Origin of the sequence: Acinetobacter sp. YH12249 (genome assembly GCF_013417475.1) — a bacterium.
Lineage (GTDB): Bacteria > Pseudomonadota > Gammaproteobacteria > Pseudomonadales > Moraxellaceae > Acinetobacter.
Map to the genome: position 1 here is coordinate 41,466 of NZ_VPDX01000022.1, position 13,404 is coordinate 54,869.

Consider the following 13,404-nt stretch of genomic DNA (forward strand, 5'->3'; position numbering starts at 1 on the left):
GAAAAAAGCCGCTGAATCAGTTCAGCGGCTTTTTTATTGGGTAGAAATTACATACACTTAATAAATTAGTTTTAAATAGAAATCCCTAACTAATGTATAATCCATCACAAAATTGCATAAAAATACTGGTGACTTTATGAGCATTATTCAAGAATTTAAAGAATTTGCGGTAAAAGGCAATGTCATGGATCTCGCAGTGGGTGTGATCATTGGCGGTGCTTTTGGTAAAATTATCGATTCTATGGTGAAAGATATCATCATGCCTGTCGTGAGCTGGATCTTGGGTGGTGATGTTGATTACTCTAACTGGTTTGTCGTGTTAGGCGATAATCCAAATAATGTGACCAATCTGGCTGAAGCACAGGCAGCCGGTCTGAATGTCTTTGCTTATGGTAATTTCTTGACCATTCTCATTAACTTCCTGTTATTGGCATGGGTTGTATTCTGGTTGGTGAAACTGATGAACAAACTGCGCCGTGATAAAGCAGAAGAAGCAGCGCCTGAACCTGAAGCGACTCCGGAAGATATTGCATTGTTACGTGAAATTCGTGATGAGCTAAAAAAACGTCCGGAAGCTTAAGCTTTAGGGATAAATAAAAAACGGCGCTGAGTGTGCCGTTTTTTGCACCCTCTCCCTATGGGAGATGAGCGGCACTGCCGCGTAAGGGTGAAGGTGATTAGGAATTTACCTCTCCCTAACCCTCTCCTGAGAGGAGAGGGAACCCTAAAGGAATTAAAAATCCATCCGAAACTTAATTTCGACCAAATGAAAACCGAACTGACTTTTGATTGGGCCATGTAGAACATGTTCTGCAGCAGTAAAGACCAGTTTATCAATCACTGGAACAAGTTGGCCTTTTTTCACTTCACCGAGTTCACCACCACGTTTGGCAGAGTTACAGATTGAGTATTGTTTGGCAATCTTAGAAAAATCTGCACCTGCCAGAATCTTCTTCTTAAGCTGTTCCGCAGTATCTTTATCCTTCACCAGAATATGACGGACAATCGCAGTCTTCATGATTTCTTACCTCGTACAGCAGCCACACGCTTAGGTGAAAGCTTTACCTTTTTTAGCGGCTGGCATTCAGGACAATAGACGGATGCGCGCTGGCCGAGCTTGATATTTTCCAGTGTCGTTTCGCAGTTCACGCACATTTCTCCTGCACGGCCATAAGCCAACAGCGTCTGCTGGAAATAACCATTTTCTCCCATAGCATTGGTGTAGTCGCGTAAGGTAGAACCACCTAAGTCAATCGCCTGTTTTAAAATACGCTTGATCTCAACCACCAGTTTTTCAATCTGTTCGAAACTCAAACTTGAGGCTGGCTGGGCTGGATGAATACCCATATTGAACAGGCTTTCAGTTGCATAGATATTGCCTACGCCGACCACGACATGGTTATCCATAATTGCAACTTTGGTGCCAACGTTTTTATTTTTTAGTTTTTCAAATAGATATTCGGCATTAAAAGCATCGCTTAATGGCTCCGGCCCAAGCGTATCAATCAGTTTGCTTTGTGATTGAGCATCTAACCAGAGAATACAGCCGAAACGGCGCGGGTCATGGTAACGCAGCTGAATCTCTTCAAACTGAATAATCAGATGATCATGCTTGCGCAATTCTTCACTGGCTTCACACAAGCGAAAGCTGCCTGACATACCCAGATGCCAGAGCATCGTATCCTGTTCAAATTGCGCCAGAATATATTTAGAACGACGCGTAAGCTGTAGCAGGCGCTGTCCTTGCAGACGGGCGAGATCATCAGGAATCGGCCAACGTAAACTAGGCTGACGCACTTCAACTTTTAACACTTGCTGATTAAGAAGGGGAAGGAGGCTGGTTTTGGTGGTTTCAACTTCAGGTAATTCAGGCATAACACTTGGTAGCTATTATCATGTGGCTAATATTGGGTGTTTTAAGTCTGAATGCAAGTCCTGTTTGAATAGAAATTATGGGCAGGATATTCAAAAACATTTGAACAATTGGTTAAAAAATAAACTTTAATATTGAGCAGGTTTTAGATTTAAATAATAAAAATAGGAAATATATGGGTTGATTTTTAGTATTTAACTTACTGAAAAATATAAATTCTATAGAATTTATTGTTATATAAAATATCTTTTCTTATAACTCAAAGTTTTACTAATAATAAAAAAATTGCTGCGTTTTTAAGTGAAAAGTTATGTAACGTTCTGTATCAAGTCATACAGGGCATGCATCAGGCTGCCTTTACTCTCTCCATATGTTTAGGTTTTATATGAAAAAGTTAAGTCTAGCTTTATTGCCATTGATGGCAGCCATGACCTCTGCGCAGGCTGAGTCTGCATTTGATTCTCAAGGACAGTACCTATTAGGTGACTGGAATGGAAAACGTACTGAACTTGCTCAACAAGGTGTCAAATTTGAAGCAAACTTGCTGACAGATACAGCATATCTGGCTGATGGCGGACGTAATGAAGGGGCTGATCCTCTAACTTCTGCACAGTTATGGTTAGGTACACAGTTAGACATGGAAAAACTGGCAGGTTGGGATGGCGTAACGGTTCGTGCAGTTGCGACTGCACGTCAGGGACAAAGTACATCGGTACGTGATTTACAAGTATCTCAAACAGTACCGCATATGGCTAATGTGCAAGGAACATTTGGCCGTGGTAACCAGGACAGCCGTTTAACCGAACTTTCAATTGAAAAGAACTATAAGGATCAAGGTCTGAGTATTAAAGCTGGTCGTCTGGGTCTGGGTATGGACTTTAACGTGATGGCTTGTGATTTTGCCAGTACAGCATTCTGTGCTGCGCAGATGGGTAAATGGCAGGGCAATATCTGGATGAATACCCCAGTCGCACAATGGGGTGCACGTGTAAAACAGCAGTTAAATCCTGAAGTTGCTGTACAAGTCGGTGTTTATGAATTTAATCCAGATAATGGTAATGCCAAAGCCGAAGGTCAGGGCTGGAGTCTGGATACCGACAATGCTGATGGTGTGACCATTCCTGCAGAAGTAATCTGGACACCAAAATCATTGGTAAATGGTTTGCCTGGCAGCTATCGTGTAGGCGGTATGTATAACACTGCTGATGATGTTGCCAACCAGAAAGATGTTGCGACAGGTGAAGGAAAAAACCGCACCTTTGCGGGCTGGTTAGCTGTAGAGCAGCAATTGACTTCAACGGGTAATGACCGTCAGGGTTTACACTCATTCGCTAACTTTACCTGGCATGATCGTGATACCAATAAAGTAGATAATTCACAACAGTTGGGTCTGAAATATATTGGTCTGGTGGATAGCCAGCCGAATGATATATTGGGTTTAGCGGTTAACCGTGTACATGTAAATGACCGCTTTGCAGATTCACGTCCAATTTATGATGCGAGTGCCGAATACAATATCGAACTCAACTACAGCTATAACGCAACAAAATGGCTGATGCTACGTCCAAACCTGCAATACGTTATAAATCCGGGATCTAGCAATCAAGTGGATAATGCATTGGTGTTAGGTTTGACTACACGAGTGATCTTCTAAAAAGAATTTAATCACGTTATAAATAAACAGGCTCATCAGAGCCTGTTTTTTATTTTTTGGTAAAAAGTTCTGAAAAGCCACTTCACAAAAAGAGGGAATACCGCGTGTCACTACTATTTCAGCCGGTTCAGTTTGGATCATTGCAACTTAAAAATAAAATTGTGATTGCCCCGATGTGTCAGTACTCTGCAACCGAGCAAGGTGAAATCACTTACTGGCATGAACAACAATGGGCCAATTATGCCTTATCCAGTGCAGGTCTTTGCATTGTGGAAGCCACCGCTGTACAGCCTGAAGGGCGCATCAGTTATGCCGATTTAGGGCTTTGGAATGACCAGCAGGCCAGCCAGATCAAAACCTTATTGCAAAAGGTCAAGTCAATTTCTCCTATGCCTTTTGCAATTCAACTCGCACATGCAGGCCGTAAAGCTTCTACAGATAAACCTTGGGGTGGCAAAGGGCAGTTCGCCCCAGATCATTCACTCGGTTGGCAAACTGTCTCTGCCAGTGATATTCCTTTCCAGACTCATGAACATCCACCTAAGTCTTTAAGTGTTGATGAAATCCAGCAAGTAATTCAGGATTTTGCAGCCAGTGCAAAGCGGGCGGTTGAAGCTGGCTTTGAACTGATTGAACTACATGCAGCACATGGTTATTTACTGCATCAGTTCATGTCACCGTTATCGAATCATCGTCAGGATCAATATGGCGGTTCATTTGAAAACCGTATTCGTCTGACGCTTGAAGTATTTGAAGCAATAAAAGCCGCCGTACCAGAAGGTTTTCCAATTGGTGTTCGTATCTCAGCAACGGACTGGATGGATGGCGTAGAAAGTTGGGATGTAGAATCTTCAGTCGAACTATCCAAAGAACTGGAGAAACTGGGTGCAGTCTATATTCACGTTTCGAGTGCAGGTTTACATGTAGATCAGAAAATTGATGTGCATCCGAATTATCAGGTCCCTTTTGCTGAAGCGATTAAAAAGGACGTGAATATTCCAGTCATTGCTGTGGGTTTGATTACCGATGCACAGCAGGCAGAAGGCATACTGGAGTATAAACAGGCTGATGCGATCGCGATTGCACGTGCCTTGCTTTATGATCCACGCTGGCCTTGGCATGCCGCAGTAACGCTGGATGAAAAAATAGCAATTTCTCCACAATATTTACGTTCTGCACCGCATGGCTTAAATCAGTTGTTTGAATCGTTTTAAGGCTATTTTTTCTTAGAAAGGCTTATAATAACGCATCTCAAACAACAGGACATTTCATATGATTATTGCGGTAATTGTGCCCATATTTTTATTATTGGCACTAGGTTACCTGAGTGTGAAATGTCAAATTCTAAAAAAAGAACAGGTCGAAATGGTAGGGGCCTTTGTCATCAAAGTGGCCTTACCGTTACTGTTCTTCCAGTTTTTAGCCTCTAAAGATCTGCATGAAATCTGGTATTTTGAATACTTTGCGGTCTATACCTCTGTCACTTTATTACTTTATGGTTTCAGCTTCTGGCTGATGCACCGTCAGTTCCGGAATACCTCCTCGCATAGTGCTGTTCTGTCCTTAGGGGCAGCAATGTCCAATACCGGATTGATCGGTACAGCAGTACTCACTTTATTGGTGGGACAGCATGCAATGACCTATACCTCTCTGGTGGTCATCATTGAAAGCATGATCCTGATTCCGATGGTGTTGATCCTGGCTGCACTCGGTACCCAACATCAAGCCAATCTGGGTAGTCTTGTGAAAAGTACCATTCTCATGCTGTTCAAGAACCCTTTATTTATGGGGGTGATGCTGGGTATGGCCTGTGCGATTTTTGAAATTCGCTTGCCAATTTATCTGGACCAGGTCTTTGCCATGATTGGACAGACTGCCTCACCTTTGGCGCTGTTTGCGATTGGTGGCGGAATCGTGGGCATGAGCCTGAAATATGTGAATCTGCAAAGTTTCTATTTGGTATTTTCCAGCAATATCCTGATGCCGATCCTGATGTATCTAGGTCTTAGTCGACTGACTCACCTGAGTCAGGAAATGATCTATGCTGGGACTTTGATTGCAGCACTGCCTATGCCAACGATTTTCGGTATGTTAGGACAAGCATACGGCCTCAATGAGCGAACCTTAACCCCTTTATTGATGAGTACTATCGCAGGTTTTGTGGTTGCCAGTGGACTTATTACTTTGTGGTGGAGTTAAACAAGCTGACTTACAAATCTATATCCCATAAAAAAGCTCCAATAGGAGCTTTTTTATTTTGATTAAGTCTGATCAACTTTTTTTGGCAGGTGCTTTTTTCTGTTCAGCAATCATTTTATCCACTGCTGCTAGAGATTCTCTGGCCTTAGGAATATTTTCCTGTGCCAGGGCCGCAAAGATCTTTTTCGCTTCAGGCAGGTTTTGCGGAACAATACTACCGTTGGCAAACATATTGCCAATCGCCATGAGGGCGGGGATATAGCCTTTTTTCGCCAGATCCTGAATACTGCTCAAGCCTTGCTGGATCGGCTTTTCATTCTTGGTTTTAAAGCCGTTGCTGATGTCATATAAGGCTTTGGCATGAATGGCCGGCATATTACCCTTGCTAATCAGAGGCTGTAATTTTTTCAAAGCCTGCTGGTCAGAAGCTGTTGTACCTTCAGCAAATAAAAGTATAGCTAGATCTACGGTTGCTTCATCGAAATTGGCTGCCGATGCACGTTCCAGGTATTGTTTGGCTTTGCCCAAATCCTGCTTAAGGCCTAAAGTACCACCGGTATAATTCTTGCCCAGTACATAGTTGGCCACCGGATAACCTTTGCTGGCAGCCTGTTCATATAGCTGAATAGCCTTTTTTTCGTCCTTGGCAGTGCCTTGGCCAGTTTGCGTTAAATAGCCTAGGTTATAGATAGCCTGTGCATTTCCCTGGCTGGCCAGTTTGCTTAAAGCATCGTAGGCACCCTTGAAATTCATGGCATTCACCATCTCTTCAATTTTGGCAAATTGAGGGTCAACTGGGGCATTTGAAGTGTTTGCTAGGGCAAATTGGCTGGACACTGCAAGAATTGCAGCAAGTACTAATTTTTTCATTGTTCCGATAACCTTAATTTTTCTAACACCTAATTCCATGGTGCGATTTTTGTCGTTTTCATCTACATCATAAGACGATTTCAGGCTTTGTAAATACTGAATATGTGACTAATTACAAATTATTTGAGAATCATATAGGAGATGAATCAATAAAAGCGTGCTCGGTTTAAGGTGTGTTTTATTCAGTCAATCTTTGTCTATTTAATTGTTTAGCCTAATAAAAATAAAAAAGCCAGAATTGAATTCTGGCTTTTGCATCAAGATAACAGGTTATTATTGTGGACGTGCCACATCACCACTTAAAGCTTCAGGCAATTCCAGAACTTGTACATCCAGCTCAGCCAATGCTTCAGGTTTGGCAACTACCAAAGCCTGATAACCCTCATCTGTACCAATGCTATTGACCACTTCGACGTCATTGTGCAGCTTGGTCGCAACAGCAGGTGCTTCACCTGTACCTTGAATCAAATGCAACCAGTGTTTTGGCTTGGCTTTGAACCATAAGCGAGCAATCACTTCCTGACCCAGATAACAGCCTTTGTCATAGTGAATGCCTTCACGTTGATGAAGACGCAATTCCTGTGGCTGGAACAGGGTCGCAGTAGTTGCTTGAATCCAAGCCTGACCTGAAGCAATAGCTTGCTGTTGCCAAAGGGTAATATCCGTTTCAGTTTCAACAAAATCAGTCTGGATATCATTAATAACTGGATAAACCGGGCCAACCTGTTCCAGTTTCATTTTTGAAAATGCACCAAACTTTTTAATATGGCTGGCCAGTTCTGCTGCCTGATCTTCAGGGCTGACAATTTCAAAGCTTTCCGGATTAATTTTTTTCAACCAGATACCAAACTGGATACGTCCTTTCAAGCTACAGATCGCTGTATAGCGAGTCAGGTTTTCAGCCAGAGTTTCGACATTTAAAGTAACTTGACCCTGAAGGAATTTTTGCGCATCTACTCCATTCAGCGTAAATAAGGTAAAAGCAGGAGATGTTGCCATGATCAGCCTCAGTTTGAATACTAAAAATCAATCAAGCTATTGTGCAGCAAGCATTTAATAGAGGCAAACAAAAAAGCCAACAATCGGGATCGTTGGCCTTTTCAGGAGTGTCTAATTAGTGATGATGCGACGAGGTTGGCAGAGGTGAATCACAAGGGAATTTGCCCCCACAGACCCTTACTGTTTCCATCATGCCCTGATCTTCATGATCGAGGATATGACAGTGCTGTACAAAATCGCCTTCAAATTTCTTGTAGTGGCTTCGAAGAATAAATTTATAGTTCGCTTTGATAAACAGGGTATCCTTGAATTGTCCTTTCATACCACGATATTGCACATCATCTGTATCATTATCGTAAGGCGCTAATTCACTCACATCAACTTCTTTGGATTCGCCATTAGGGCCAGTGACAGTTTTTAAGATTTTAACAATCTGGAATGGATTAACATGAATATGGAAAGGATGGCCACCAAAAGCTTCGGTCGTCAGTTCCCATTCATCCGTCTGCCCAATTTGTAACTGACGTACATATTCACGATCCGGATCTTTGGCATGTGTCCGACCGACTGATCCTTCGCCATCAAATGCATCTCCAAAACTGAGTAAGTCACCATTTTCTTTATGGCGGAAGCCAAATTTAAGACCATTTGCGAAAGCCAGTTCAAATTTACTGTACTGTTTTGGTCTGGAAGCGACCAGCTTGTCAATTGCAGGAGTCATTAGGGATGGATGATCGGTAAAGGCAGTAAGATCAAGTTTGGATAACTGAGTCTGAATCTCTTTGCTTAAACCAATTTTTTTCGCGCGCTCTTGCAGGAACTGGGCAGGAGTCTGCGCTTTTGTTTTGCTTGCCTGTACATTGACCCATCCCAGTAGTTGGGCATTGAAAGGGTGGTTTGGAGCTAGTTGAGGAGTAATTTGACCCGTTGGGATCGGTGCATTCACTTCATCCTCAATATTTAATTTGGAGTCATAAATACAGTATTTATTGGTGGTTGGGAAGGTAACCATTGCATCATGACGATAACCAGGCTGGAACACAGACAGTGTTCTGCGCTGTACCTGAGTCATGGTCAAACCATCTTGAGCAATCGTATAAACAGGTAAGCTTTTTAAACTCTCATTAAACTCTTTTGGATCTGCTTCCTGATATGCCAGACAGGCTTTAAGGGTGTCTGCGGCGCTAAATTTACTGGAGTTTGGCAGTTCTTTAATAATCAAACCAATGGTGTCGCGTACACCACCATGAATCATGCGCCAGCGATTAAAAGCATTCTGTTCAACTTTGATCTCCCCTAAAACTTTACCATTGATAGACGTATAAAAGTTCTGGCCGGCCCAAGAGCCAGGATTAGCGATATCTGTATAATCTTCAAGTAATCCTAAGCCTTTACCTTGGCAATTGTTGGGAATATCGAATTTTACATCCGGGTCAGGGTTAGAGCATCGATATTGAATTTGCTGGAACAATAGGATGTTTTCATTTGGATAGCTATTTTTTTCTTTCCATAAAATGTCTATATCGCCTGTTTCAGTGACTTTGCCATTTTTCACTTTTGGTGTTCTTGAGCCTTCTACAATTAATGGGCCTGCCATACCGCTCGATACCTGAATAGCTGTTGAGCCATGCAGATGGGCATGATACCAGTAGGTTCCTGCCGGATGATTCGGCTCCATTTTGTACTGATAGTCAAATTTTTCCTGAGGTTTAAATTTCAGGAAAACATTATCACTATTGCCTTGAGGGCTTACCCAGAAGCCATGAGTATGCAGGTTGGTGGTATTAAAGCAATGTGGATCATTCACATTATCCACTTTGTCTGGGCAGGTGGCTTTCTGTTCAGGTGGAAGCTGGTTATTGAGGTTAATTTTCAGGGTTTCACCTTGTTTGACCCGGATCTGCGGACCAATTAAAAGGTCTTCAACAGACTCTCCAGTTTTTTTCTTGTTAAACAAGCTGGCATTAGTGAGATAACCTCTGACGAACAGTTGATCCCAGGTACTATTTCTCGGATTGTAAATCTTGCCGGTTTTATAAGCGACGATCAGTTCATGGGTGCCCTTGGAATTTTTTTGCAATAGGGGCGGATTGCTAATCAAAGTATCGGGTGCTGTTGGAGAAGGTTGTGGATTGTTGGGATTATTGGGAGTGGTAGGTGGGTTAGGGTTGTGGGGAGTTGGCGGTTTAGGATTGGAGGGATTTTTACCTCCATTCCAGCTTGCTGCCAGTACAGCGATCACTGCAGCAACGATACCAAGAATCGCGAGTTGTATCATTGTAATCACCCTTATGTGCTTTTGTGATGAGTGTTGTTGTTGTGAAGTAATTCGAGGGTAGATTTACAAAGTTGAGATACAGACTGTTATCACCAAATTAGGGGGAGGGCGACAGACGGTAAGCTAAAATGACGTGTGTAAAGTATTTTAGATAGGGATGCGTTTTATAAGCTCATGTTTATGAATCATTGTCCTATAAATATTTAACGTATTTCTAAAATTGTAAGAAAGTCTTAAAAAATATATGGAATTGAGAATGTAACTTATTTCGGGGTATCTCTAACCTGAAAAATGATTTTTTCGCCTACACTCATCGAGCCATATCTGCAATGAAATTTACCATTTTCGGTTAAGAGTTATGCTTAACACTGAAATAAAAAAATATAGATTCAGTTTTTTATTAAATGAGCTATTTCTAAAATTAAAAAATTCTAAGCTTTGATTTCATATGAAATTTATCCTTAAACTCATTCCAAGAAATTGATTATTTTTTATGCTGTTATCAACATCTCATACTAAAGAATGAGACAGATTTAGGCCTATTTTTCAGAAAAAATGCAATTTAGAGTCAAAATTCTAAAGTATGGGTCAGTAATTTTGGTAAAAATACCATTTTTAGTATTTAAGCTTTTGAAAATTATAAGATTTGGGAAATGGACTTTCGACAGCGTACAATGCCTTTATTAAAAAACAAGTCATCAAGATATTTTGATGAATAAAAAGAGTAATGAAAGAGGGCAGGCAAGCTATGAACAATAACTACCGGAAACCGTTGCAAGGTACCCAGCTGGAATATTATGACGTGCGTCAAGCCGTAGAAGATATTCAGCCAGGCGCATATGCCAAACTTCCTTATACATCTAAAGTGCTGGCCGAGCAGCTGGTACGCCGTTGCGACCCTGCGATTTTAGAACAGTCTTTACGCCAGTTGATTGAGCGTAAACAGGAACATGATTTTCCTTGGTATCCGGCGCGTGTAGTGTGTCATGACATCTTAGGGCAAACAGCACTGGTCGATCTTGCCGGTCTGCGTGATGCGATTGCCGATCAAGGCGGTGATCCGTCTAAAGTCAATCCAGTGGTGCCGACCCAGCTGATTGTCGATCACTCGCTGGCAGTAGAATATGGCGGCTTTGACCCAGATGCATTTGAGAAAAACCGTGCGGTAGAAGACCGCCGCAATGAAGACCGTTTCCATTTTATTGAATGGACTAAAACTGCGTTTGAAAATGTCGATGTAATTCCTGCGGGTAACGGCATCATGCACCAGATCAATCTGGAAAAAATGTCACCAGTCATTCAGAACCGTGATGGCGTGGCATTCCCGGATACCTGTGTGGGGACTGACTCGCATACTCCACATACGGATGCGCTAGGCGTGATTTCAGTCGGTGTTGGTGGATTAGAAGCTGAGAACGTGATGCTGGGCCGTGCATCATGGATGCGTTTGCCAGACATTATCGGTGTCGAACTGGTAGGACAGCGTCAGCCGGGCATTACCGCAACGGATATTGTTTTAGCTCTAACCGAATTCCTGCGTAAAGAACGTGTGGTTGGTGCTTATCTGGAATTCTTCGGTGAAGGCGCAGACAGCATGTCAGTCGGTGATCGTGCCACGATTTCCAATATGACCCCGGAATATGGTGCAACTGCAGCCATGTTCTATATTGATCAGAACACCATTGATTATCTGACGCTGACTGGTCGTGAATCTGAACAGGTCAAACTGGTTGAAACCTATGCGAAAGAGATTGGCCTGTGGTCATCAGAAATGACTCAGGCAGAATATCCACGTGTATTGCGTTTTGACCTATCGACTGTCACCCGTAACATCGCTGGTCCATCCAATCCACATGCGCGTGTATCAACGTCTGACCTGAAAGAAAAAGGCATTGCGGGTGTGGTAGAAAACCGTACTGATGGTTTAATGCCAGATGGTGCGATCATTATTGCGGCGATTACTTCGTGTACCAATACGTCTAACCCGCGTAATACCGTGGCAGCAGGCTTGTTGGCACGCAAGGCTAATGAACTTGGTCTAGTACGTAAACCTTGGGTTAAATCATCATTTGCTCCGGGTTCTAAAGCAGCAGCGTTGTATCTGGAAGAAGCCGGTGTACTGAAAGATCTGGAAAAACTGGGCTTTGGTATTGTGGCGTATGCTTGTACCACCTGTAACGGGATGTCGGGTGCGCTTGATCCGAAGATTCAGCAGGAAATTATTGACCGTGACCTGTATGCCACTGCGGTATTGTCGGGCAACCGTAACTTCGATGGTCGTATCCATCCTTATGCGAAGCAGGCATTTTTAGCATCTCCACCGTTAGTGGTCGCATATGCAATTGCCGGTACGATCCGCTTTGACATCGAGAAAGATGCCTTAGGCACAGACAAAGACGGCAATCCGATTTACCTGAAAGACATCTGGCCATCGGATGAAGAAATTGATGCTTTGGTGAAAGAATCGGTAAAACCAGAGCAGTTCAAGAAAGTTTATATTCCGATGTTTGATCTGGGCGAGCGTGAGCAGGCAGCAAGTCCACTGTATGACTGGCGTCCGCAAAGTACTTATATCCGCCGTCCACCATACTGGGAAGGGGCTTTGGCTGCACCGCGTACCCTTGCAAATATGCGTCCTTTAGCCATTCTGGGCGATAACATCACCACTGATCATTTATCTCCATCGAATGCGATTGTGTTGGATTCGGCAGCGGGTCAATATCTGGCAAAAATGGGCTTGCCTGAGGAAGACTTTAACTCGTATGCAACGCACCGTGGTGATCACCTGACTGCACAGCGTGCAACCTTGGCGAATCCGAAGCTGTATAACGAAATGGTGGTGCGTTCCGACGGTACCATTAAGCAAGGTTCTAAAGCACGTGTCGAGCCGGAAGGTGAAGTGATGCGTATGTGGGAAGCGATTGAAACCTACATGAACCGTAAGCAGCCGCTCATCATTGTTGCAGGTAAAGATTATGGTCAAGGTTCAAGCCGTGACTGGGCTGCGAAAGGTGTGCGTCTGGCAGGTGTAGAAGCGATTGTGGTTGAAGGCTTTGAACGTATTCACCGTACGAATCTGGTCGGTATGGGTGTACTTCCACTTGAGTTTAAGCCGGGTACAGATCGTAAAACTTTGAAGCTGGATGGTACTGAGCTATATAGCGTGATCGGTAATATTGCGCCACGTTCGACTTTGACTCTGGTGATTGAGCGTGCGACTGAAGAGGGTAAGAAACAGACCATTGAAGTGCCGGTAACTTGCCGTCTGGATACTGAAGAAGAGGTTTCTGTGTATGAAGCGGGTGGGGTATTACAGCGCTTTGCGCAGGATTTCTTGGAAGGGAATGTGGCTTAATTTTTATTAAATCTTCCCCCAACCCTCCTTTGAAAAAGGAGGAAGTTCCCCATTGCTGTCCCACAATTTTTCACAAGAGGAAGCTCAAATGAGCTTCCTCTTGTTTTATGGGTATTTTATCGGGTGAAAATAAAGCTTTTAAAGTTTTTCTTTCAAACAAATTCACTTGAATTATT

General features: G+C 43.0%; 10 protein-coding genes. 5 read left to right on the forward strand and 5 right to left on the reverse strand.

The features are described 5' to 3' along the window. Window positions 1-136 precede the first annotated feature (136 nt). Window positions 137-580, forward strand: a complete 444-nt coding sequence (gene mscL / locus FTV25_RS12015; protein ID WP_159123684.1) for a large conductance mechanosensitive channel protein MscL — start codon at window positions 137-139, stop codon at window positions 578-580. A gap of 153 nt (window positions 581-733) precedes the next feature. On the opposite strand, the gene FTV25_RS12020 is transcribed toward mscL, so the two are convergent. Beyond that, window positions 734-1,018: a peptidylprolyl isomerase gene (locus FTV25_RS12020; RefSeq protein ID WP_180003850.1), complete on the reverse strand. Its 285-nt coding sequence runs from the start codon at window positions 1,016-1,018 to the stop codon at window positions 734-736. Beyond that, the gene (mutM, locus tag FTV25_RS12025) at window positions 1,015-1,875 is read right to left on the reverse strand and encodes a bifunctional DNA-formamidopyrimidine glycosylase/DNA-(apurinic or apyrimidinic site) lyase (protein WP_180003847.1); all 861 of its coding nucleotides are present in this window, start codon (window positions 1,873-1,875) and stop codon (window positions 1,015-1,017) included. The genes FTV25_RS12020 and mutM overlap by 4 nt, the downstream gene beginning before the upstream one ends. A 383-nt stretch (window positions 1,876-2,258) precedes the next feature. On the opposite strand from mutM, the gene FTV25_RS12030 reads away from it, so the two are divergent. The 3 genes from FTV25_RS12030 to FTV25_RS12040 all read left to right on the forward strand — a co-directional run bounded on the left by FTV25_RS12030 (window position 2,259) and on the right by FTV25_RS12040 (window position 5,726). Next, window positions 2,259-3,527 carry a carbohydrate porin gene (locus FTV25_RS12030; protein ID WP_159123686.1) on the forward strand — a complete coding sequence of 423 codons (1,269 nt, stop codon included), beginning with the start codon at window positions 2,259-2,261 and terminating at the stop codon, window positions 3,525-3,527. Window positions 3,528-3,631: 104 nt separating this feature from the next. Further along, the gene (locus FTV25_RS12035) at window positions 3,632-4,741 is read left to right on the forward strand and encodes an NADH:flavin oxidoreductase/NADH oxidase (protein WP_180003845.1); all 1,110 of its coding nucleotides are present in this window, start codon (window positions 3,632-3,634) and stop codon (window positions 4,739-4,741) included. A 58-nt stretch (window positions 4,742-4,799) separates the two neighbouring features. After that, window positions 4,800-5,726: an AEC family transporter gene (locus FTV25_RS12040; protein ID WP_180003843.1), complete on the forward strand. Its 927-nt coding sequence runs from the start codon at window positions 4,800-4,802 to the stop codon at window positions 5,724-5,726. 72 nt (window positions 5,727-5,798) lie between these two features. Here the strand turns inward: FTV25_RS12040 and FTV25_RS12045 are convergent, their stop codons facing one another. The 3 genes from FTV25_RS12045 to FTV25_RS12055 form a co-directional block, all read right to left on the reverse strand. After that, window positions 5,799-6,596 (reverse strand): tetratricopeptide repeat protein, encoded by a 798-nt coding sequence (locus FTV25_RS12045; RefSeq protein ID WP_180003841.1) that lies wholly within the window; start codon window positions 6,594-6,596, stop codon window positions 5,799-5,801. A 273-nt stretch (window positions 6,597-6,869) separates the two neighbouring features. Further along, entirely contained in the window at window positions 6,870-7,595 is a 726-nt protein-coding gene (locus tag FTV25_RS12050) for a folate-binding protein YgfZ (protein WP_159123690.1), read from the reverse strand. Window positions 7,596-7,710: 115 nt separating this feature from the next. Next, window positions 7,711-9,873, reverse strand: coding sequence for a multicopper oxidase family protein (locus FTV25_RS12055; protein ID WP_180003839.1), 2,163 nt, complete (start codon window positions 9,871-9,873; stop codon window positions 7,711-7,713). A gap of 748 nt (window positions 9,874-10,621) precedes the next feature. Here FTV25_RS12055 and acnD point away from each other — a divergent pair. Beyond that, window positions 10,622-13,228: a Fe/S-dependent 2-methylisocitrate dehydratase AcnD gene (gene acnD, locus FTV25_RS12060; protein ID WP_180003829.1), complete on the forward strand. Its 2,607-nt coding sequence runs from the start codon at window positions 10,622-10,624 to the stop codon at window positions 13,226-13,228. Window positions 13,229-13,404: the final 176 nt, after the last annotated feature.

Coding starts and splice junctions, on each gene's coding strand:
- FTV25_RS12020 (WP_180003850.1), bottom strand. CDS start 1,018: ATGAAGACTGCGATTGTCCGTCATATTCTGGTGAAGGATAAAGATACT.
- FTV25_RS12030 (WP_159123686.1), top strand. CDS start 2,259: ATGAAAAAGTTAAGTCTAGCTTTATTGCCATTGATGGCAGCCATGACC.
- FTV25_RS12045 (WP_180003841.1), bottom strand. CDS start 6,596: ATGAAAAAATTAGTACTTGCTGCAATTCTTGCAGTGTCCAGCCAATTT.
- FTV25_RS12050 (WP_159123690.1), bottom strand. CDS start 7,595: ATGGCAACATCTCCTGCTTTTACCTTATTTACGCTGAATGGAGTAGAT.
- acnD (WP_180003829.1), top strand. CDS start 10,622: ATGAACAATAACTACCGGAAACCGTTGCAAGGTACCCAGCTGGAATAT.
- mutM (WP_180003847.1), bottom strand. CDS start 1,875: ATGCCTGAATTACCTGAAGTTGAAACCACCAAAACCAGCCTCCTTCCC.
- FTV25_RS12055 (WP_180003839.1), bottom strand. CDS start 9,873: ATGATACAACTCGCGATTCTTGGTATCGTTGCTGCAGTGATCGCTGTA.
- mscL (WP_159123684.1), top strand. CDS start 137: ATGAGCATTATTCAAGAATTTAAAGAATTTGCGGTAAAAGGCAATGTC.
- FTV25_RS12040 (WP_180003843.1), top strand. CDS start 4,800: ATGATTATTGCGGTAATTGTGCCCATATTTTTATTATTGGCACTAGGT.